Source organism: Roseixanthobacter liquoris (genome assembly GCF_043195135.2).
Lineage (GTDB): Bacteria > Pseudomonadota > Alphaproteobacteria > Rhizobiales > Xanthobacteraceae > NCEH01.
Genome location: NZ_CM195537.1, coordinates 2,475,861 through 2,496,099 on the forward strand (window position 1 = coordinate 2,475,861; position 20,239 = coordinate 2,496,099).

18 protein-coding genes and 1 pseudogene are annotated in these 20,239 nt (G+C 68.1%); 18 read left to right on the forward strand and 1 reads right to left on the reverse strand.

What is annotated here, in order from left to right; all coding sequences use genetic code 11:
* The first annotated feature begins 162 nt into the window (after positions 1-162).
* The 13 genes from V5F84_RS10960 (at position 163) to V5F84_RS11020 (ending at position 17,021) form a co-directional block, all read left to right on the forward strand.
* Positions 163-2,226, forward strand: coding sequence for a ParB/RepB/Spo0J family partition protein (locus tag V5F84_RS10960; RefSeq protein ID WP_394042554.1), 2,064 nt, complete (start codon positions 163-165; stop codon positions 2,224-2,226).
* A gap of 90 nt (positions 2,227-2,316) precedes the next feature.
* Positions 2,317-3,354, forward strand: coding sequence for a DUF7146 domain-containing protein (locus V5F84_RS10965; protein ID WP_394042553.1), 1,038 nt, complete (start codon positions 2,317-2,319; stop codon positions 3,352-3,354).
* Positions 3,355-3,657: 303 nt separating this feature from the next.
* Positions 3,658-4,581, forward strand: a complete 924-nt coding sequence (locus V5F84_RS10970; RefSeq protein WP_394042551.1) for a DUF2493 domain-containing protein — start codon at positions 3,658-3,660, stop codon at positions 4,579-4,581.
* A 386-nt stretch (positions 4,582-4,967) separates the two neighbouring features.
* The gene (locus tag V5F84_RS10975; RefSeq protein WP_229644176.1) at positions 4,968-5,135 is read left to right on the forward strand and encodes a hypothetical protein; all 168 of its coding nucleotides are present in this window, start codon (positions 4,968-4,970) and stop codon (positions 5,133-5,135) included.
* Positions 5,136-5,275: 140 nt separating this feature from the next.
* Positions 5,276-5,716 (forward strand): hypothetical protein, encoded by a 441-nt coding sequence (locus V5F84_RS10980; protein WP_394042550.1) that lies wholly within the window; start codon positions 5,276-5,278, stop codon positions 5,714-5,716.
* A gap of 619 nt (positions 5,717-6,335) precedes the next feature.
* Positions 6,336-6,662 (forward strand): DUF736 domain-containing protein, encoded by a 327-nt coding sequence (locus V5F84_RS10985; protein WP_394042549.1) that lies wholly within the window; start codon positions 6,336-6,338, stop codon positions 6,660-6,662.
* Between the two features lie 242 nt (positions 6,663-6,904).
* Positions 6,905-7,618, forward strand: a complete 714-nt coding sequence (locus V5F84_RS10990) for a response regulator (RefSeq protein ID WP_394042548.1) — start codon at positions 6,905-6,907, stop codon at positions 7,616-7,618.
* Complete coding sequence (locus V5F84_RS10995) at positions 7,615-8,937, forward strand: ATP-binding protein (protein WP_394042547.1); 1,323 nt, start codon at positions 7,615-7,617, stop codon at positions 8,935-8,937. The genes V5F84_RS10990 and V5F84_RS10995 overlap by 4 nt, the downstream gene beginning before the upstream one ends.
* A 93-nt stretch (positions 8,938-9,030) precedes the next feature.
* Positions 9,031-10,656, forward strand: a complete 1,626-nt coding sequence (locus V5F84_RS11000) for a permuted SH3 domain-containing protein (protein ID WP_509277055.1) — start codon at positions 9,031-9,033, stop codon at positions 10,654-10,656.
* Positions 10,657-10,664: 8 nt separating this feature from the next.
* On the forward strand, positions 10,665-13,796 hold the full coding sequence (locus tag V5F84_RS11005; protein WP_394042545.1) for an efflux RND transporter permease subunit: 3,132 nt from the start codon (positions 10,665-10,667) through the stop codon (positions 13,794-13,796).
* A 12-nt stretch (positions 13,797-13,808) separates the two neighbouring features.
* Positions 13,809-14,183 (forward strand): hypothetical protein, encoded by a 375-nt coding sequence (locus V5F84_RS11010; RefSeq protein ID WP_394042544.1) that lies wholly within the window; start codon positions 13,809-13,811, stop codon positions 14,181-14,183.
* Between the two features lie 53 nt (positions 14,184-14,236).
* The gene (locus tag V5F84_RS11015; RefSeq protein WP_394042543.1) at positions 14,237-15,793 is read left to right on the forward strand and encodes a multicopper oxidase family protein; all 1,557 of its coding nucleotides are present in this window, start codon (positions 14,237-14,239) and stop codon (positions 15,791-15,793) included.
* A 175-nt stretch (positions 15,794-15,968) separates the two neighbouring features.
* The gene (locus tag V5F84_RS11020; protein WP_394042788.1) at positions 15,969-17,021 is read left to right on the forward strand and encodes a DMT family transporter; all 1,053 of its coding nucleotides are present in this window, start codon (positions 15,969-15,971) and stop codon (positions 17,019-17,021) included.
* 119 nt (positions 17,022-17,140) lie between these two features.
* Here V5F84_RS11020 and V5F84_RS11025 read toward each other — a convergent pair whose 3' ends face one another.
* Positions 17,141-17,359 (reverse strand): helix-turn-helix domain-containing protein, encoded by a 219-nt coding sequence (locus tag V5F84_RS11025; RefSeq protein ID WP_168459816.1) that lies wholly within the window; start codon positions 17,357-17,359, stop codon positions 17,141-17,143.
* Between the two features lie 122 nt (positions 17,360-17,481).
* On the opposite strand from V5F84_RS11025, the gene V5F84_RS11030 reads away from it, so the two are divergent.
* From V5F84_RS11030 to V5F84_RS11050, 5 genes and pseudogenes are all read left to right on the forward strand, one after another.
* On the forward strand, positions 17,482-18,468 hold the full coding sequence (locus tag V5F84_RS11030) for an IS1595 family transposase (protein ID WP_394042542.1): 987 nt from the start codon (positions 17,482-17,484) through the stop codon (positions 18,466-18,468).
* 180 nt (positions 18,469-18,648) lie between these two features.
* Positions 18,649-18,906, forward strand: a complete 258-nt coding sequence (locus tag V5F84_RS11035; RefSeq protein ID WP_394042541.1) for a DNA -binding domain-containing protein — start codon at positions 18,649-18,651, stop codon at positions 18,904-18,906.
* 127 nt (positions 18,907-19,033) lie between these two features.
* A pseudogene (locus V5F84_RS11040) lies at positions 19,034-19,171 on the forward strand (transcriptional regulator domain-containing protein); the annotation flags it as partial.
* 82 nt (positions 19,172-19,253) lie between these two features.
* A complete protein-coding gene (locus V5F84_RS11045; protein WP_394042540.1) occupies positions 19,254-19,802 on the forward strand; it encodes a DUF2285 domain-containing protein in 549 nt (182 codons plus the stop codon).
* 140 nt (positions 19,803-19,942) lie between these two features.
* Positions 19,943-20,224 (forward strand): helix-turn-helix transcriptional regulator, encoded by a 282-nt coding sequence (locus V5F84_RS11050; protein WP_394042539.1) that lies wholly within the window; start codon positions 19,943-19,945, stop codon positions 20,222-20,224.
* Positions 20,225-20,239 lie beyond the last annotated feature (15 nt).

Genomic DNA, 20,239 nt, shown 5'->3' on the forward strand with positions numbered 1-20,239 from the left:
CGGAGATGCGGATTGCCGTGTTTCTGGCTCCGTGTCGTTCCAGGTTTCCGGATTGTCGGGTTTACGGCGCCGCCCTCAGAGGAAGAGGGTGGCGCCGTGCTTCGTGACGGGTTCGAGGTTGAGAGAGAGGTTCTCCGGCCGCCCGTCGCGGAGAAGCATCCCATGGCCACGGCTGTTCAGAAGATCACCCTTTCGTCCTCGCGGGACATCCCCTTCAACAAGCTGGTGCTGAGCCAGTCCAACGTCCGCCGGGTGAAGGCCGGCGTCTCCATCGAGGAGCTCGCCGAGGATATCGCCCGGCGCGGCCTGCTGCAGGGCCTCAGCGTCCGCGCCGTCGTCGATGCGGACGGCGGCGAGACCGGCATGTATGAGATTCCGGCCGGCGGGCGGCGCTACCGGGCGCTGGAGCTGCTGGTGAAGCGCAAGCGCCTCGCCAGGACGGCGCCGGTGCCCTGCATCGTGCGGGAAGGCGGCATCGCCGAGGAAGATTCTCTTGCCGAGAACGTCCAGCGTGCGCCGCTGCATCCCCTCGACCAGTTCCGTGCCTTCCTCGCTCTGCGGGAGAAGGGCCAGTCCGAGGAGGAGATAGCCGCCGTCTTCTTCGTCTCGGCCGCGGTGGTGAAGCAGCGGCTGAAGCTCGCATCGCTTTCCCCGAGGCTGCTCGACACCTATGCTGAGGATGGCCTCACCCTTGACCAGCTCATGGCCTTCACCGTCTCTGGCGACCATGAGCGGCAGGAGCAGGTCCTCGAGCGTCTCGCCCAGGCTTACGACAAGCAGCCCTATGTCATCCGGCGCATGCTGACGGAGGGCGCCGTCCGAGCCAGCGACAAGCGGGCCCGGTTCATCGGCATCGAGGCCTATGTGACGGCCGGCGGCACGGTGCTGCGCGACCTGTTTCAGGGCGACGACGGCGGCTGGCTGCAGGATGTCACCCTCGTCGATCGCATGGTGGCGGAGAAGCTCGCCGCCGAGGCCAACGGGATCCGGAGCGAAGGCTGGAAGTGGACCGAAGTGGCGCCGGACTTCGCCTATGGCCACACCTACGGCCTGCGCCAGCTGCGGGGTGAGCCGACGCCCCTGACCGAGGAGGAGGAGGCAGCTCGGGCGACGGCCCAGGCCGCATATGATCGCCTCTCCGAAGAACATGCCGATGCCGACGAGCTTCCCGAGGAGGTCGATGCGCGGCTCGGTGAGTTCGAGGCGGTGCTGGAGGCCTTTGATACGCGCCCCCTCGCGTTCGATCCGGCGGAGGTCGGCCGCGCCGGCGCCTTCGTCAGCATCGCGCAGGACGGCAAGCTCCGGGTGGAACGGGGCTATGTCCGCCCGGAGGACGAGGTGCCGGTCGAAGAGGACCAAGACCGTTCCGCCGAGGGCTATGATGGGTCCGCTATGCCCTCGGCACCGCACCAGGAGGCAGCGGCGTGCGATGCACCTGCGGAGCCCGAGGAAGAAGACGGCCTCGCGCCGATCTCCGACCGACTGCTCACGGAACTGACGACCCATCGGACCCTTGGCCTGCGCCACGCGCTCGGCGAGCAGCCCGACGTAGCCTTCCTCGCGGCGGTCCACGCTCTGACGCTGAAGGCCTTCTACGTCTATGGCTCGGACAGCTGCCTTGAGCTCGATCTGAAAAGCGTGTCTTTCAACACCCAGGCACCGGGCCTCAACGACAGCGTTTCGGCCGAGGCGATCCGTGTCCGGCACGAAAGCTGGGCCAAGGCGCTTCCGAAAGAGCCGGTCGCGCTCTGGGACACCCTGAGCGGGTGGGACCGCGACAGCCGAGCCGCCCTGTTCGCCCATGTGGTGAGCCTCTCGGTCAATGCGGTGCATGAGGCATGGAACCGCCGTCCGCGGGCCTTCGCTCATGCCGACCGGCTGGCGCAGGCGGTGACGCTCGACATGGCGGTGGCCGGGTGGAAGCCCACCGTCGACACCTTCCTCGGCCGGGTCACCAAGGCCCGTATCCTGCAGGCGGTGACCGAGGCAAAGGGCGAACGAGCGGCGGAGCGGATCGCCCATCTCAAGAAGGGCGACATGGCACGGGAGGCTGAATCCCTTCTCGCCGACAGCGGCTGGCTCCCGGAGGCACTGCGGACCCAGCCCTGCGACATCGCCGGCGACGAAACGGCGGAGATCGACGGCGCAACGGCCATGGGCGAAGAGGAGGACCTCGCCGAGACTGAGGAGCCCGAGGCGGCCTCTCCCCCGATCGCCGCCGAATAATCCTCCCGGGCAACCTGGCCCGCCGCCCGAGGCTCCGCGACCCCTGTATCGCGTGGTCCGGACGGCGGGCCTTTTTCTTGGAGCGTCCTCATGGCGGATGCTGCGCATGACCTCGCCCGGCGGCTGGGGCGGCAGGCAGAGGCGGTATGCCGCCATTATCTCTACGCCGGCCGGCGGCAGGGTCACTATTGGCAGGTGGGAGATGTGCGCAACACGCCCGGCCGATCGATGTTTGTGCGGCTGCGGGACAGTGCGAAAGGCCCCGCCGGCAAATGGACCGATGCAGCGACGGGGGAGCACGGTGATCTCCTCGACGTGATCCGGGAAAGTCAGGGCCTGTCCCACTTCACCGATGTGGCTGCAGAGGCCGAGATGTTTCTGCGCATTCCCCGATCAGTGCATGAGGCGCAGGCTCCGCTGTGCAAAACGGAAAACTCCTCACGTGATCCTGTCATCTCGGCACGACGGCTGTTTGCCGCCGCACAGCCGATTCCGGGCACAATCGTGGAGACGTATCTGCGGAGCCGCGGCATCACGGCTTTGCACGAAACCGGAAGCCTGCGCTTTCACCCGCGCTGCTTCTATCGCCCGGATGCGCACGTTCCCATCCAGCCGTTGCAGGCCATGGTCGCTGCCGTCACGGATCTCCGCGGACGGATCATGGGCGTGCAACGCACTTGGCTCACACCAGACGGTGCCGGAAAGGCAGTCATCACCACGCCCCGGCGCGCCATGGGGCACCTGCTGGGACACGCCGTCCGCTTCGGCGGGACTGACGATGTTATGGCCGCCGGCGAGGGCATCGAGACCATCCTTTCTGTGCGGACCTTACTGCCCAACCTTCCGATGGCAGCGGCGCTCTCGGCCGCACACCTTGCAGTCATCGCCTTCCCACCAGGGCTTCGCCGGCACTACATCGTTCGCGACAACGATCCGGCCGGCGATAGGGCGCGGGACAGCCTCATCGCACGAGCCGGTTCTGCCGGGATCGAGGTCATCGTGCTCTCGCCGGCGCTCGGCGACTTCAACGAGGATCTGCGCGCCTTTGGGGTCGATGCCGTTCGGGCCGGAATCCGAGCTCAGATCGCAGCAGAGGACGTTTCCCGATTCATGGTGCTGCGCCTGTAGTCCCGCTCAAGGAAGAGATGGCACGGTCTCGCCTGCGCATTGATGCTTCCCGTCATCGGAGAGGACCACATCCTGGCCTTCCAGAGGGCGATCGGCCAGCAAACGTGCCGGCCCAACAATGGCTGCGGCCAACGATTTTCCGGCGCCGCTGCGCGCCGTTCCATCGCGAAGCAAAATCGCCGGCCTTCGCCATCCTCCGCTGCGCTCCGGCCCCGCGCTGCCCGCGGGGTGCAGGTCCGTCCCGTCCGCCGGCTTTGTCGCCATGAAGGCCGCAAGGCTGCGGTCCAACCGACGGAGCCTCCCATGAGCACCGAGCACGACGAGCCCCGCCACGCCTCGTCTCCCACCGATCACCTGCTGCAGGAGCTTCAGCTCTATGGCTACCGCCCCTTCGACGATGAGCCCGATCCTCGACCGCTGCCCGAAGCCGACCGCATCACCGGCGCCATCGCCGACATCTTCGACGCGATCATCGCGACGCTGCAAGACACGCGCCTCGAGCCGGACCTCCCCGACCTCCTGTGGTCGACCGTCCATCTCTTCCACCGTGCCGCCGGCCGACTCTCGGGCACCCTTGACGATAACGAGCAGGGCCAACGCCGCAGCCAGCAGGAGCAGGATGGCAGTGAGGTGCGCTCGGTGGAACTGGAACGCCTCATCGCCGAGGGGCAGAGCCTCGTGGAGCGCCGCGACGCCTTCGAGCTGATGCGCGACGAAGCCGCCGACGCCTTCGAGCGCCACACCGGCTCAGCCTGGCGCCCCCGTACCGGATCCCTGGTGAACCATCGGCACCTCACCGCAGCCCTCATCGACAGCCGCGACTTCCTCGCCGCCCGCAGGCGCTCGGAGACCGAGGTGCTGATGCCCGCAGGTCCGAAGATCGCCTTCTCCGGTGGTGACGCGGTCGATCACAAGCTCATCTGGGCCAAGCTCGACCAGGTGCACGCCAAGCACCCCGATATGGTGCTGCTCCACGGCGGCTCGCCGAAGGGCGCCGAAAGGATTGCCACCTGCTGGGCCGATGCCCGCAAGGTGCCGCAGGTGGCCTTCAAGCCCGACTGGACGAAGCACGCCAAGGCCGCGCCCTTCAAGCGCAACGACCAGATGCTCGCGGTCATGCCCATCGGGGTCATCATCTTCCCCGGCACCGGTATCCAGGACAATCTCGCCGACAAGGCCCGCAAGCTCGGCATCCCGGTCTATCGGTTTGGGTCGGGCGGCGCGTAAGCGCTGCCCCTTCCTCGACCATCGGAATCGAATTTCACGAGCCCTGATCGTTTCTCGTGAAAGTACTGGCTCCATTATCGATTTTCACCAGACTGACGAGCAGGACCTGTACTCATCAGACGTGGAGCTGAACAAAGCCTCCAGAGCCTGCTTATGCAGGGAGACGGCCGCACCTGCCGATCTTCGAGCGACGATCCTCCCCCGCTTTTCTGCGCTGATCCTTAGGTGCCGACCGAGGGCCTGACGCCATCAACCCGCAAGGGGTCGGCTACGCATAGCGTGCCGCCGCTCCGCTTCGCCTGCGCGGTGATTGCGGCCCTCGGCCGGACCCGTCGGGCGCCTGTCAGCGGGGGATGGTCCTCCGCTTCGAGCAGGAGCCGGACCCCATGTCCTCCACCGATGCACAGGCCTTCGCCCTCAGCCTCGCCAAGACCCTGATGGTCGTCATCGTGATCTTCCGCGCCGGCGACGGCAGCCTCTCGGTCGTGCCAGCCGACGAGTTCGACGGTGACGCCTCGCAGATCGTCCGTGAAATCGATCCCTTCGCCAGATAGCGGAGGTGTACGCATGAAGTGCCGGGTATCCCCTTTACTGGGATTCCGGCATGCATCTTCTCTTGCTATGCTGGTGATCGCGCCGTGGTGGTGGTGGTGGAAGGCGCGACCGTCAGAGCTGTCCTCACGGAGACACCACCATGATTTTCCTCGGCATCCTGCTTGGTCTCGCCGCCATCGTCTTATTCTGCTGGCTGCTGTTTACGCTTGCGGTCTTCGCGCTGCCGTTCTTCGCCGCTGTCGGCGCCTGCACTTGGGCATACCAAACCGGCGCGGGCTGGCTCGGTGCGATCGTCATTGGCCTGATCGCCGGGGGCATCACGCTCGGCATCGGCCAGGTTCTGTTCGCGGTCGTTCGTCCGATGTGGGCGCGCCTCCTCATTGCGCTGGCCTTCGTCGCCCCGGCCGTCTTCGCCGGCTATCACGCCACGTATGGCATCGCGAAGCTCGCCATGCCGTCCGAGACGTGGCAGATCGTTTTCTCGATCATCGGTGCTATTGCCATCGGCATCACGACGCTGTTGCGGGTCGCGGGCATGGCGGCCACCGGCCCGTCCAGCCGGGACCTTGCGCAGGTCTGAGCACGCTCCATGTCATTCGGCAGGGCCGGAGCCGAAAGAGCTTTGCCGCTCGCGCTGTCCGAGGATGGAGATCGGTGGCGCCGCCCCGCTTGCGGCAGAGGCCCAAGCGGCGGTCGATCGCGATTTCTTGAGACGAGACGACGCCTCGCGGCCAGTCGCGGACCAGCGCATGGTGGGAGCGATCTTGGCCGGTTGTAACCTTGGCTGCGGAAGCACACGGAGCCGGCCCGGAACGGGGGACGTGAAGCCGAAGAGGATCAGGCCGGTCTTCCGTGAGGTTGCGGCGGGTCGCCATCATCCCCGTTCGGCATCCGTCCGTCGACCGCTCCAAAACAGCCTCTCCAATGGGCGGATCTGGCCGAAGGGCGGCTGCGCCTCGACCGCCTCTGCCGCAACGGCGCATCATGACTTTCTTCCCCTGCCGGCTGAAGCCGTCATTCCTCGCGAGGCAAGAAAGTCCCTCTCGCGCCGTCCTCCGCTTCGCTCCGGTCGCAATCCTCACCCCATCGCGCGAGCGATACGGAGCCCCGAGGCGATGCGGCGTCGGTCGCCTCCGGCCTTCCGATCGCCATCGAGGCCGCAATGGTGCGGGCTCGGAAACGGAAGACGGAGATTTACCATGGCCACCATCGGCACCTTCAAGAAGACCGGCACGAACGAGTTCGCCGGCGAGATCGTCACCCTCAGCGTCCAGGCCAAGGGCGTGCGCATCGTCCCCGACCTGCGGACCAACGGTGAGAACGCTCCCAGCCATCGGGTCCTGGTGGGCCGGATCGAGATCGGCGCCGCCTGGTCCAAGCGCTCCGGCGAAGGCCGCGACTATCTGGGTCTCAAGCTCGACGATCCCAGCTTCAACGCCCCGATCTACGCCAACCTCTTCGACGACGAGGACGCCGACACCTTCAGCCTCATCTGGTCCCGCCCCAGCGGGCGGCGCGGCGAGTGAGCCTCGCACAAGGCCCCGGCTGATCAAGCCGGGGCCTTGATACCCAAGCGGGCCGACCAACACTGCCGCCCAATTCCCCGGCCGGGGAAATCGCGACATATTGCAAGGATCAAGGGCTTTAGCGCCATGCAGGGCTGGCTTTTCGAGCATCCAATGTGTCGCGGGACTTAGGCCGCGGTGAAGCGAAATGATCTATAAGACCACGAGCCGCCGTTGGAATGCCTCCAGGAATGCATCACGCCGTGTCCCCCGAAGGCCACATCCTCATCGTTGACGACGATGCCGAGATCCGGCGCCTCGCCGGCAAGTTCCTGCGCGAGCACGGGCACAAGGTCACCGCCGCGCAGGACGCCCGCGAGATGCGGGAGGCGATGGCCGCCGGCACGGTGGACCTCGTCATTCTCGACGTCATGCTGCCGGGGGCGAGCGGGCTCGATCTGTGCCGGGACATCCGCCGCACCTCGGACGTGCCCATCATCATGCTGACCGCTCGCGGCAGCGACGTGGACCGGATCGTAGGCCTGGAACTGGGCGCCGACGATTATCTGGCGAAGCCCTTCAACCCGCGCGAGTTGCTCGCCCGCATCCATGCGGTGCTGCGGCGGACCCGGCTGTCCGACCCCGCCGCTGTTAATGGCGGCACCTGCCTGACATTTTCCGGCTGGACGCTCGACACGCGGCGACGGGAACTGACCAACCCGGAAGGCGCCGTCGTCGACCTATCCACCGGCGAATATGACCTGCTGCTGACCTTCCTTGAGCATCCCCAGCGCGTGCTCACGCGCGACCAGCTGATGGATGCCGCGAAGAACCGCATCGCCACCGGCTTCGACCGGGCGATCGACATCCAGGTGAGCCGGTTGCGCAGGAAGCTCGACTCCCACGGCGGGCCGGAGATGGTCAAGACGGTGCGCGGGACCGGCTATTTCTTCGTCCCGGAGGTGGCGCGCTCATGATCCGCGCCATCGACAGCCTCGCTCTGCGGACCGCAGTCGTGGCCGTGCTCGGAATCGTCGTGGTCCATGTGCTGAGCCTGTGGACCTACGAACATGCCATGGAGCGCGAACGCCACGCGGCACACGCCGTCCGCCTTGCCGACCAATTGGTCGCGCTCAGCCGGTCGCTGGCCGCGGCGCCGCCGGACCGCCGCGAGGACGTGGCCCATGCCCTGTCTGGGGGCGCCATCGATGCCCATTGGGGCCGCGAGGCCATGGCCGCGGCCGGTCCGCACGCCACCGAGGCCGATCGACGCCTCGCCGCCGAGGTGCGCACACTGGCGCCGGAGCTTGCCCCCAAGGACGTGCTGGTGGGCGCCGGGCCCGATCCGCACCTCAGCCTCGTGGCCGTGCGCCTGCCCGACGGGAGCTGGCTGAATGTGCGCCTGTTCGCCTCCGTGCCACAGACCGCCGGGGGGCATGGGTCCCTGCTCTCCACCACGCTGATGGCGGTGGGGGTGCTGCTCCTGTCCCTCGCCATCGCCGCGTGGCTCACGCGACCTTTGCGGGCCATGGCGCGCACCGTCGCGGCCCTGCCGCCGGATGCGGCGCGCATTCACTTGCCCGAGACGGGGCCGAAGGAGGTCCGCGAACTGGCCCATGCTTTCAACGGCATGCAGGCGCGGATCGCCGGGTTGGTCGAGCGGCGCACCCAGGCCCTCGCCGCGGTCTCCCACGATCTGCGCACGCCCATGACACGCCTGCGCTTCCGCCTCGAAGATGTGAGCGACCCGGCGCTGCGCGACGCCATCGCCGGGGACGTCGCGGAGATGGAGCAGATGGTCGAGGCCACGCTCTCCTACCTGCGCGGCGAGGCGAGCGAGGAGCCCGTGCGGCCGCTCGATCTCGTGGCTTTGGTGGAGACCATCGTGGACGACGCGCGGGACCGGGGCCTGCGGGCCGATCTTTCGGCCCCGCCGCGCCTCATCGTGGCGGGACGGCTCGTCAGCCTGAAGCGGATGGTGGGCAATCTGGTGGACAACGCGCTCGCCTATGGCGGCTCCGCGCATGTGTCCATTATGGACGAGGAAGCGGATGCCGTCCTGACGGTGCGGGACGAGGGACCGGGGATTCCAGAGGACCAACTCGCCGCCGTGCTTGAGCCCTTCGTGCGGCTTGAGGCCTCGCGCAGCCGCGCCACCGGCGGCGTCGGGCTCGGCCTCACCATCGCCAGCGCGGTGGCCGAGGCGCATGGAGGAACGCTGGCCCTCGCCAACGCCCCCGGCGGCGGCCTCGTCGCCACGGTGCACCTGCCCAAGGTCCAGGCTGAAACAAACTGATACAGAAGCGATACGCGGCGTGACGCGCCGCACGCTATCGCTCTCCCGTACCGGAATCACCAGCGGACGGGTTGAGGCATGGGGCGCCATTTCTTGCGGAAAGCCGTCTTCGGCCTGTGCTGGCTTCTCGCCGGCGCGGCGCTGTCCGGCCCCGCTTCGGCCCACGAAGGCCACGACCACGGTGCGCCCCCGCCGCCTGAGGTGACGACGCTCGCCCCCCGCGCCGGGGCGGCCTCGGCCGATTTCGAGCTGGTGGCGGTGCTGCGCGACGGCACCCTTACCATCCACCTCGACCGCTTCGCCGACAACGCCCCGGTGGAAGGCGCCGCCATCGAGGTGGACACGCCCGAGGGCTCGCAGGCCGCGAAGCCCGCCGGGCCGGGCACCTATGTGCTGCCGGTTCCCTTCGCCGCCAGGCCGGGCGCGCACGACCTCGCCTTCACCATTACGGCCGGCGACACGGTGGACGTTCTTGCCGCCACCTTGACCATACCTGCCGGTCCAACATCGTCCGAGAAGCAAGCGCCGGCGGTGCTCGCGCAGTTCGGCGGTCCGCGAACCGATCTCGTCGCGGGCATTCTGGCGGGCCTCCTCATCGGTTTCCCGGCCGGGGCGCTGGTCATGTCCCGGCGGCGGCCGGGCGCGCTCCTCATCCTCGGATCACTCGGCGTCGCTCTGACCGGCGCCCCGAAGGGTGCATGGGCGGCGGACACGCGGCCCCCCGCCCGCGATGCCGCCCAGCGCCTTCCCGACGGCTCGGTGATCGTGCCCAAGCCGACCCAGCGCATCCTCGGCGTGCGCACCCTTGTCACTGCCGCGGGCACCTTTGCCGGCACGGTCGAGCTGCCCGGCCGCGTGGTGCCGGACGCCAATGCGAGCGGCCTCGTCCAAACCGCGGTGGGTGGACGCCTTGCGCCGCCGGAGGGTGGCTTCAAGCCGCTCGGCACGAAGGTCGCGGCCGGCGAGATCCTCGCTTATGTGCATCCGCCCATCGGCGCCTCCGACCTCAAGGACCTGGAGCAGCAGGGCTACGAGCTGGACCAGCAGATCGCCATCGTGAAGCGCCGCTATGAGCGGCTTTCGGCCATTCCCAATGCCGTCACCCGCCGCGAGGTGGAGGAAGCGGAGATCGAGCTGAAGGGACTCCAGACCCGTCGCGCCCGGCTGGAGCGGGTGCAGCGCGAGCCGGAGGCCCTGCGCGCGCCGGTGTCCGGCGTCATCGCCGCCGCCGATGCAGTCGCGGGGCAGATGGCGGACCCGAATACTGTGGTGTTCCGCATCGTGGATCCCGGCCGGCTGTGGGTGGAGGCGCTCGGCTTCTCGCCGGATGCCGGCCGGTCCGGTGCCACAGGACGCCTGCCCGACGGGCGAACCGTGGCGCTCAACTTCTTGGGCGCGGGGATATCCGACCGGGCCCAGGCGTTTCCCGTCCTGTTTTCCGTCTCCGCGGACACCGGGGAGCTGCGCCCCGGCCAGTTCCTGACGGTCTTCGCGGAGGCCGGCGCCCCGCGCACGGGCATCGCCATCCCCCGCTCGGCGGTGGTGCGCGGGGCGAACGGCCAGCCTATCGTCTATGAGCACGTCAGCGCCGAGCGCTTCATGCCGCGCGAGGTGAAGACGGAGCCCCTCGACGCGTCCCGTGTGCTGGTGCTGGCGGGCCTCGCGCCCGGGCGCCGCATCGTGACCGATGGCGCCGAACTCATCGACCAGATCCGCTGAGGCCGGCGATGTTCACGGTCCTCGTCACCCAATCGCTGCGCAACCGCCTGCTGGTGCTGGCGCTGGCTCTCGTGCTGGTGGTCTACGGCGCCTATGCGGTCACGCGTCTGCCGGTGGACGTGCTGCCGGACCTCAACCGGCCCACCGTCACCATCATGACCGAGGCGGAAGGCCTCGCCCCGGCGGAGGTGGAGCAACTCGTCACCTTCCCGCTGGAAACGGCCATGAACGGCCTGCCGGGCCTCGCCCGCCTGCGCTCGGTGTCCGGTGTCGGCCTCTGCGTGGTCTATGTGGAATTCGACTTCGGCACCGACATCTTCCGCAACCGCCAGCAGATCGCGGAGCGCCTCGCTCTGGTGCGCGACCGGCTGCCGGCGAACGTCGCGCCGCAGATGGGTCCCATCAGCTCCATCATGGGCCAGATCCTGATGTTCGCCGTCACCAGCGACACCGTATCGCCCATGGCGGTGCGGGAGGCGGCGGACTTCGTCATCCGCCCGCGCCTCCTCGCCATCCCCGGCATTGCGCAGGTCATCCCCATGGGCGGGGAGGTGCGGCAGTTCCGCGTCGCGCCCGATGTTGCCGCCATGCGCGCCTACGGCATCACGCTCGACGCGCTGGAAAAGGCGCTCTCCCAATTCGGCACCAATTCCGGCGGCGGCTTCGCCGACCAAGGCGGCCGGGAATTCCTCATCCGCAACATCGCCCGCACCCTCAGCCTCGACGATCTGAAGACCCTCGTCCTGCCGCGCCCCGCCGGTGGCACTGTCTTCCTCCACCAGATTGCGCAGGTGGATTTCGTAGCGCGGCTAAAGCGCGGCGATGCCGGCTATATGGGGCGGCCTGCCGTGATCCTCTCCGTGGAGAAGCAGCCGGAGGCGGACACCCTTGCCCTCACCAATGCGGTGGAAGAGGCGGTGGCCGACCTCAACCGCACGCTGCCCGATGGCATCCGCATCTCCCCGCCGGTGTTCCGGCAGGCGGACTTCATCGCCGCCTCCATCGGCAATGTGGAGAAGGTGCTGCTGGAAGCCATGGCGGTGGTGGCCGTGGTGCTGTTCCTGTTCCTTCTCAACTGGCGCACCACCATCATCTCGCTCGCCGCCATCCCGGTGTCGATCCTCGCCACCGCCATCGTGTTCCACGCCTTCGGCCTCTCCATCAACACCATGACGCTGGGCGGCCTCGCCATCGCCATCGGCGAGTTGGTGGACGATGCGGTGGTGGACGTGGAGAACATCTTCCGCCGGCTGCGCGAGAATGCCGCCGCAGCCGTGCCCCGTCCCGTGTTCGACGTGGTGGTGGCGGCGAGCCGGGAGGTGCGCTCCGGCATCGTCTACGCCACCCTCATCATCGTGCTGGTGTTCGTGCCGCTGTTCGCGCTGCCCGGTATCGAGGGGCGGCTGTTCGCGCCGTTGGGGCAGGCCTATATCGTCTCGATCCTCGCGAGCCTTCTGACCTCCATCACGCTCACGCCGGTGCTCGCCTTCTACCTGCTGCCGGCCCTCAGCCGCCATGCGGAGCGAGACGGCGCGCTGGTGCGCCTGCTGAAGCGCGGCTACGCGGCGTTGCTCTCCACCGCCTTCCGCCACCCGCGTCTGGTGATGGCGGGAACCGCCCTCCTGTTCGTCGCCGCGCTCGCCGCCGCCACGGGCCTGCCGCGCGCCTTCCTGCCGCCTTTCAACGAGGGCTCGCTCACCATTTCCATGTCGTTCCGCCCCGGCCTCTCGCTGGCCGAGAGCGACCGCATGGGGCTTGTCGCCGAGACGCTCATCCTGGACGTGCCGGAGGTGAAGGCGGTGGGCCGGCGCACCGGCCGGGCCGAACTGGACGAGCATGCGGAGGGCGTGCACGCCTCCGAGATCGAGGTGGACCTTTCCCCCTCCGCCCGCAGCCGGGCCGAGATCACGGACGACATCCGCGACCGCCTCGTCGTCCTGCCGGCGTCCTTCAACCTGGGCCAGCCCATCTCCCACCGGCTGGACCACATGCTCTCCGGCGTGCGGGCCGAGATCGCCCTGAAGCTGTTCGGCGACGACCTCGACACCTTGCGCGCCACGGCGGAAAGCCTGCGCCAGCGCCTCGGCGCCATTCCCGGCCTCGTCGACCTGCAGGTGGAGCGGCAGGTGCGGGTGCCGGAGGTGACGGTGCGCGTGGATTACGGCCGCGCCGCCCTCCATGGCCTCCAGCCCGCACAGGTGACGGACGCGCTGGCGCGACTCTCCAACGGGCGCGTGGTCTCGACCCTCGTGGACGGCAACCGGCGCTTCGACCTGATCGTCCGCCTGCCCGATGCAACGCGCAGCACCGAAGGGCTGGCCCGCCTGCTCATCGAGACGCCAACCGGCTGGGTGCCCCTTTCCGAAGTGGCGGACGTGAAGGAGACGGACGGGCCGAACCAGATCCTGCGCGAGGGCGGGCGGCGGCGAATCGTCGTGCTCGCCAACACCTCCGGCGGGCGCGACACGACGGCCATCATCGACGATATGCGGCGCGCAATCGCGGCCACGGACCTGCCGCCCGGAATGTCCACGAGCCTCGAAGGCACCTTCGCGGCGCAGGAGGAGTCCATGCGCACCATCGGCGCACTCGGCGCGGTCTCGCTGCTCCTGGTCTTCGCCATCCTCTACAGCCGCTACCGCTCGGCGCTGTTCGCGCTGGTCATCATGGGCAGCGTGCCGCTGGCCCTCATCGGCGCGGTGGTGGCCCTCTGGCTGGCCGGGCAGCCCCTGTCGGTGGCGAGCATGATCGGCTTCGTGACGCTCACCGGCATCGCCGCGCGCAACGGCATCCTGAAGATCAGCCACATCATCAACCTCGCCATCGCCGAAGGCCTGCCGTTCGGCCCGGCCCTCGTGGCGCACGGGAGCCTTGAGCGGCTCACCCCCGTGCTGATGACGGCCGCCTCCGCCGGCATCGCCCTGCTGCCGCTCATGAGCGGGGCCGAGGTGCCGGGCAAGGAGATCCTGCACCCGGTGGCCGTCACCATCTTCGGCGGCCTCGTCAGCGCCACGCTGCTCGATGCCGTGCTCACCCCCGTCCTCGTCCTCGCCTACGGCCGCCGCCCGCTGGAGCGGCTGGTGGCGGCGGCGGGCGAGACCGGCCCCACACCAGCCGCCGCCAGTGCGGATGCCTTTTGATCGGAGCCCGCCATGATCTTCCGCCCCCTTGCGTCGGCCCTCATCGCTCTTCCCCTTCTCGCGACGCCACTCCTCGCGCACGAGCCCGGCACCGGCCCCAACGGCGGCGTGCGCGTGGATGCCGGGCATTATCACGCCGAACTGGTGGTCGATGGGACGACTGCCGTCTCGCTCTATCTCAGCGACGGCTCCGACAAGCCGGTTCCGGCCGACGGCTTCAAGGCCAATGCCATCCTGCTGGTGGACGGCAAGGCCCAGCGCTTCTCCCTGACGCCCGTCGGCGGCAGCCGGCTTGCCGGGACCGCCCCGGTCGCCGTGCCCAAGGGCGTTAAGGGCGCCGTCCAGCTCACCGCGCCGGACGGCTCAACGACCCAGGCGAAATACTGAACTCGATCCCTGCCTCGCCTCGTCTGCCCGGCGACGCACCCAGGAGGCCGACCATGACCCGACCTAAGCACCTGTCCTCGATGTCCCGCCGCGCCGTCCTCGCGGGTGGCGCCGCTGCCGGCGCGCTCGCCCTCTCCGGCGGGTGGAGCCGCGTCCTCGCCGCCCCGCTCATCACCGTGGAGAGCATCACCCTCGACGTGAACGGCAAGGCGGCCAAGGTCTTCGCCGTCAAGGGCCCGACCAGCGAAGGCATCTTCGCGAAGGAGGGCGATCGCCTCGCCGGCGCGGTGCTCAATGCCTCGCAGGCGCCGGCGGTAATGCACTGGCACGGCCAGATCTTCGCTCCGGCGGACCAGGACCGCGCCCGCCCCGACGGCGGCGAACTCGCGCCCGGCGGGACGGACCAGGTGGACTTCCTGCTCACGCCCGGCACCCACTGGATGCATTCCCATACGCTGAGCGAGCAGCAATTGCTCGCCGCTCCCCTCGTCACCCGAGAGGCGGATGCGGGCGATGCGCAGGACGTGGTGGTGATGCTGCACGATTTCTCCTTCCGCAGCCCGGAGGAGATCCTCGCCGGGCTCGGTGGCGCGAACGCCCATGGCGGCCACGGTGCTCACGAAGCGGGCCAGTCCATGCCGGGGCCGGGCATGGCGGGGATGGCGATGCCGGGAATGGACCATGCCGGCCGCGGCATGGGCGCGATGGGTGGCATGGGCGGCGGGACGATGGGGCCTGCTCCTGCTGGCGCCGCCGCCGGCCACGCGGGGCACGGGATGGGTGCGGGAATGGCCGGCGGGATGATGGCCCACGCCAACGACGTCGACTACGACGCCTTCCTCGCCAACCGCCGCACCCTTGCCGATCCCGAGGTGGTGAAGGTGGAGAAGGGCGGACAGGTACGGCTGCGCATCATCAACGGCGGCACCGCCACCGCCTTCTTCGTCAGCGTGCCGGGCCTGAAGCCGCGCTGCGTCGCGGTCGATGGCTCGCCCTGCATCCCCATGGAGGCGGAGGACTTTCCGTTGGCACAGGGGCAGCGCATCGACCTTCTGGTGGATATTCCGGCGAGCGGAGGAGCCTTCCCAGTGCTGGCGCGGGTAGAGGCCTCGGCCCGGCGTACCGGCCTTATCCTGGCCACGGCCGGAGCATCCGTCGCGCGCATCGCCGAGACCTCCGACCGTCTGCAGGGCCTGCTCGACCTCACGTTCGAAGGGGGCCTTTCCGCCGGGAAGCCGCTCGTACGACGCAAGGCGGACAAGGCCTTCCCCATCATGCTCGGCGAGGAGGCGGGCTATCGCTGGACCATCAACGGCCGCACCTATGGCGAGGCAAGCCCCTTCGCCGTCAGCCCTGGCGAGCGGGTGGAGATGACCTTCATGAACCCCACCACCATGAGCCATCCCATGCACCTGCACGGCCACCATTTCCAGGTTGTGGGCATCGGCGGGCGCCGGATCGCAGGCGCGGTGCGCGACACGGTGATGGTGCCGCCGCACATGCCGGTCACCATCGCCTTCGACGCCGGGCCGAAGGGCGAATGGTTCCTGCACTGCCACCACCTCTACCACATGGCCACGGGCATGATGGCGGTGGTGAAGATAGCTTGATCCCGCAGAGGAGAGACCGTCATGTACTACGATCAAATGATGGGCGGCGGCATGTGGGGGATGTGGCTCTTCGGCCTCCTCGTCCTGGCGCTGGTCGTGCTCGGCATCGTGGCGCTCATCAAGTATCTCGGGCGCTGAGGGCGGAGCGCCGCCCGAACAGGATGGGAATCGCGTGATGAAGCCCGGCATCGCCTTCGGCCTGCTCTCCGCCGGACTGTTCGGCGCGAGCACGCCGCTCGCCAAGCAACTCCTGGGCGCCGTCGATCCCTGGATGATGGCCGGGCTGCTTTATCTCGGGGCCGGCGCTGGCCTCGCCGCCGCCCATCTCTTCCGGGTGGCGCTCCGGCTTCCCGCCGTGGAGGCGCCGCTGCGACGGGCGGACATGCCATGGCTCGCGCTGGTGATCCTCGCCGGCGGCGTCCTCGGCCCGCTGCTGCTCATGTTCGGGCTTGCCCGGACCGACGCTACGAGCGCTTCCCTTCTGCTCAATCTGGAAGGTGTGGCGACCATGGCCATCGCCTGGATCGCCTTCCGGGAGAATGTAGACAGGCGTCTCCTATTCGGGGCATTTGCCATCCTGCTCGGCGCGATGGTTCTGTCCTGGCAGGGGCGGGCGACGGTCGATCTCGGCGCCGTACTGATCGCGGCCGCGTGCCTGTGCTGGGGCCTCGACAACAATCTGACCCGTAAGCTGTCGTCTGCCGATCCCGTGCAGATCGCCATGCTGAAGGGCCTGATCGCCGGAACCATCAACCTGCTCATTGCCCTTGGCCACGGCGCGGCCTTCCCGTCAGCGGGAGACATGGCCGCAGCCGCGGTGGTGGGCTTCTTCGGCTACGGCGTCAGCCTCGCCTTGTTCGTGCTCGCGCTGCGCCATCTCGGCACGGCGCGGACCGGCGCCTATTTCTCGCTGGCGCCGTTCGTGGGGGCTATTCTCGCCATCGTCTTGCTCGGCGAGGCCTTCATGCTCCAACTCTTGATCGCGGGCCTCCTTATGGGGCTTGGCCTGTGGCTGCACCTCTCCGAGCGGCACGACCACGAGCATACGCACGAAGGGTTGGAGCACGAGCACAGCCACCGTCACGACGCGCACCACCAGCACGACCATCATCCCGGCGCACCGGCCGGCGAGCCGCACGCCCACTGGCACCGGCATGCGCCCATGGTGCATCGGCACCCGCACTACCCGGACATCCACCACCGCCACGGGCACGCTCCCCACGGATGACGCGCGACGCACCTGGAAATTGTTGCGGATCGACGGTTTGTCTTGCGGGTTTCATGTGGAATACCCGCAATGGTGATGACGGTGACACTTCTCGCGAATCCGATCCCGCAGCCTGCGGTTTAGTCCTTGCCATCCGGACGCACCAACTCTTCGTGGCTGACGCCCAGCGCCTGGGCCAGCTCGTAAAGGGTGATGACCGTCGGATTGCGCCGGCCACGCTCGAGGCCGCTGATGTACTGCTGGCTGAAACCGGAGCGCGCCTCGACATCCTCCTGGGTCAGGCCTTTTTCCTGACGCAGGCGAGCGAAGTTCCGGCCGACCAGCTTGCGCATATCCATGCGCAGACGGATCGCAATTTACACACTTTGAGCTTATCAACTATAATGGCTCAGTTCTCGTTAAGTGTTGCAACGGCATTTGACACGGCGCAGACTCCCATCATGGGATGGGATGAGCACCGATGGATGCAGCAGAGTTTGCAAGATTTCTGGCCCACGTCGACCTGCTCGATGAAGCGCAGCGCACCATCCTGCGCGACGTGCTTTCTCGACCCTCGACGGCGGAGCAGCGGACCGTATCACTGCTGGATGGCGCCATGCCGCGCCAATGTCCAGCCTGCGGAGGTGAACGGATCGGCAGTTGGGGACGCGCCCATGGTCTTCCGCGGTATCGCTGCCGCGATTGCCACCGGACATTCAATGCCCTGACGGGGACTCCTTTGGCGCGGCTGAGACATCGTGAGGCCTGGATGGGGTTCGGGATTGCCTTGCAGGAAGGCCAGAGTACACGGCGCTCTGCGGCCAGCTGTGGCGTCGCGCGAAGTACTGCGTTTCGCTGGCGGCACCGCTTTCTTTCAGCCCCGCGCCAAATGCAAACCCTATCCGGCATCGTCGAGGCGGACGAGACCTTCTTCCGGCGTTCCTACAAGGGCTCACGTCTGTGGCCGCCGACTTCGCAGACCCCTCCACCCCGTCCCACGCCGCGCCGGCGCGGCCTGTCTTCCAGGACAAGCGGCGCCTCCCTGAAAGAACGGATTGCCGTCCTGATCATGCGTGATCGCTCGGGAAACACGGCCCATGAGGTCTTGCCGGGCCTGACCGCGCCGGACTTCCGCGAAGCGATCGAACCGCACGTCGCGAAAGATGCCCTGCTGTGTAGTGATGGCGCACGCACCTTCTCCTTCGCAGCCAGAAAGATCGGCATTCGCCATGAGGCCCTCAACACCGGCGCCGGCGAACGTATCCGCGACGGTGTCTTCCATATTCAGAATGTCAATGCTTACGACAGCCGCCTCAAGGATTGGATGCGCCGCTTTCACGGCGTCTCGACACGCTATCTGTCCCACTACCTTACATGGAGACATATGATCGAACGCTTCGGCGAGGCTGCCACCCCCTCTGACTTCGTGCTCGATGCTGCAGCCCGTCGCCGGATTATCAACACTTAATGAGAACTAAGCCACTATAATATGTAATCAAGCGGCCCTAGCGGGTTAAGCGGCGGCAATCCCGATGCCAAGCGATCATCGAGCGGCCCCGGGGATGCTCCCAGCTCGCGGGCTCGCTTCACCATCCGCCGTCGTCTAGAAGGGACGAAGGCTGCGCCAGGCATGGAAACGTGGGGTGACATGACCGACGCGTTTGCAGACACCGTTCCGTCCGCTCCCGAGCTCACCGACTACGACCGGGCGCACATCAAGCTCTATGCGCGCCTTCTCGATGCCACGGCGGATGGCGCCGGCTGGGAGGAGATCGCCTCGGTGCTGTTCGGCATCGACGCGGCTCGGGAGTCCGAACGTGCCCGTCATGTCCATGACAGCCATCTGGCCCGGGCCCGATGGGTGGCCTCCAGCGGCTACAAGGACCTCCTCCGCCGTCCTGTCTAACGTTGCTGCCCGTTCGCAGGGGTGATGCCGCAGCCGCATCACGCGATGCTCCGTGGCCGACTTCCCCCAATACCCTCAATCCCTGATTGTCGTCACTCGACACGCATGCTTGATGCGGAGACGAGTGATGAAGCCTGATACATCGCGCTGGCGAGAAGATGCCAGCTACGGCTATTTCGACACGCTGTCGGTGGAGGGCCTCGCCTGGGAATGCCTGCGCCGGGACGAGACCTACCAGGAGCACTACCACTCCCTCGTGAAGGCCGGCTCGGACGCCGACCCGCTCCCCCGGGAGGTGGAGCAGCGCTGGGGGCTGCGATTTCGCCGCGCGGCCATCTCTCTCCGCCGTGGAACAGAACGTCCCGTGGTCGCCGGTTGTCGATCCGGCCGTCGTGCTTCTCACCCAACAGCCCGCGTTTCTTCCGGGCGCGGCCAGCGTGTCGTTCGGCGACATGGTTGCGCCGCGCGACAGCGCCGAGGGCCGATACTGGGTCCATGGTCCGGCACCCCATGCCGCGCAGGTGCTGCTGCTGACCGGGACATGCCCCGACGCGCCGCTGGCGGCATTGATCCCGCTGGACGCGGACACCATAGGACGGATGCAGGCCTTGACCCGCTTCTGGCGCGCTGTCGAGGGCCGGCCGGCGATCCCCGACACCCGCATCACCGCGCAGCAGCGTAGCCGGCTGCGCACCATGATGCTGGCGGCCGATGGTCGGGCGAACGGCGCCAGCTATCGCGACATCGCGATGGTTCTTTACAGCCACAAGCGCGTCGCGTCCGAGCCTTGGAAAACCTCGGCGCTGCGCGACAAGGTCATCGGCCTCGTCAAAGGCGGCCTCGCCATGATCGGCGGCGGCTATCTCAAGCTCCTGCGTCATCGCAGAAGACCATAGCCGTAGCGTCGGCTTGCTGAGGGTGGGGATTTTCGCCCCCCTCAACTTCCCCATCCCCCTCGACAGCTGCCCTTCGCCACCGTGATCGCCATCCGCCGCTGATGACCAGCGGCCCGAGATCGCTCACGGAGGCCCGATCCATGCGACCTGATGCTGCCACGTTCCCGCCGCGCTACCTGCGCACCAAGGAAGCCGCTGTCTTCCTCAGCCTGTCGGCCCGCACGCTCGAGAAGCACCGCACCTACGGGACCGGACCCGCCTATCGCAAGCTCGGCGGACGGGTCGTCTATGCCATCGAGGATCTGCAGGCCTGGGTCGCCCGCGGCGCAGTCACTTCTACCTCCGATCCGCGAGGCTGCGTACTGCCGGCCAAGCGCCAGGGCCTGCCCGGCATTGCCGAGCCCCACCGCTTCGCACGCTGATCGGAGCCCTTCTCC

What these genes read in the sequence shown, in the direction of transcription:
- V5F84_RS10995 (WP_394042547.1), top strand. Translation starts at nt 7,615, where the DNA reads ATGATCCGCGCCATCGACAGCCTCGCTCTGCGGACCGCAGTCGTGGCC.
- V5F84_RS11005 (WP_394042545.1), top strand. Translation starts at nt 10,665, where the DNA reads ATGTTCACGGTCCTCGTCACCCAATCGCTGCGCAACCGCCTGCTGGTG.
- V5F84_RS11035 (WP_394042541.1), top strand. Translation starts at nt 18,649, where the DNA reads ATGACCGACGCGTTTGCAGACACCGTTCCGTCCGCTCCCGAGCTCACC.
- V5F84_RS11030 (WP_394042542.1), top strand. Translation starts at nt 17,482, where the DNA reads ATGGATGCAGCAGAGTTTGCAAGATTTCTGGCCCACGTCGACCTGCTC.
- V5F84_RS11015 (WP_394042543.1), top strand. Translation starts at nt 14,237, where the DNA reads ATGACCCGACCTAAGCACCTGTCCTCGATGTCCCGCCGCGCCGTCCTC.
- V5F84_RS10985 (WP_394042549.1), top strand. Translation starts at nt 6,336, where the DNA reads ATGGCCACCATCGGCACCTTCAAGAAGACCGGCACGAACGAGTTCGCC.
- V5F84_RS10970 (WP_394042551.1), top strand. Translation starts at nt 3,658, where the DNA reads ATGAGCACCGAGCACGACGAGCCCCGCCACGCCTCGTCTCCCACCGAT.
- V5F84_RS10965 (WP_394042553.1), top strand. Translation starts at nt 2,317, where the DNA reads ATGGCGGATGCTGCGCATGACCTCGCCCGGCGGCTGGGGCGGCAGGCA.
- V5F84_RS11020 (WP_394042788.1), top strand. Translation starts at nt 15,969, where the DNA reads ATGAAGCCCGGCATCGCCTTCGGCCTGCTCTCCGCCGGACTGTTCGGC.
- V5F84_RS10975 (WP_229644176.1), top strand. Translation starts at nt 4,968, where the DNA reads ATGTCCTCCACCGATGCACAGGCCTTCGCCCTCAGCCTCGCCAAGACC.
- V5F84_RS11010 (WP_394042544.1), top strand. Translation starts at nt 13,809, where the DNA reads ATGATCTTCCGCCCCCTTGCGTCGGCCCTCATCGCTCTTCCCCTTCTC.
- V5F84_RS10960 (WP_394042554.1), top strand. Translation starts at nt 163, where the DNA reads ATGGCCACGGCTGTTCAGAAGATCACCCTTTCGTCCTCGCGGGACATC.
- V5F84_RS11025 (WP_168459816.1), bottom strand. Translation starts at nt 17,359, where the DNA reads ATGGATATGCGCAAGCTGGTCGGCCGGAACTTCGCTCGCCTGCGTCAG.
- V5F84_RS11050 (WP_394042539.1), top strand. Translation starts at nt 19,943, where the DNA reads ATGCGACCTGATGCTGCCACGTTCCCGCCGCGCTACCTGCGCACCAAG.
- V5F84_RS10980 (WP_394042550.1), top strand. Translation starts at nt 5,276, where the DNA reads ATGATTTTCCTCGGCATCCTGCTTGGTCTCGCCGCCATCGTCTTATTC.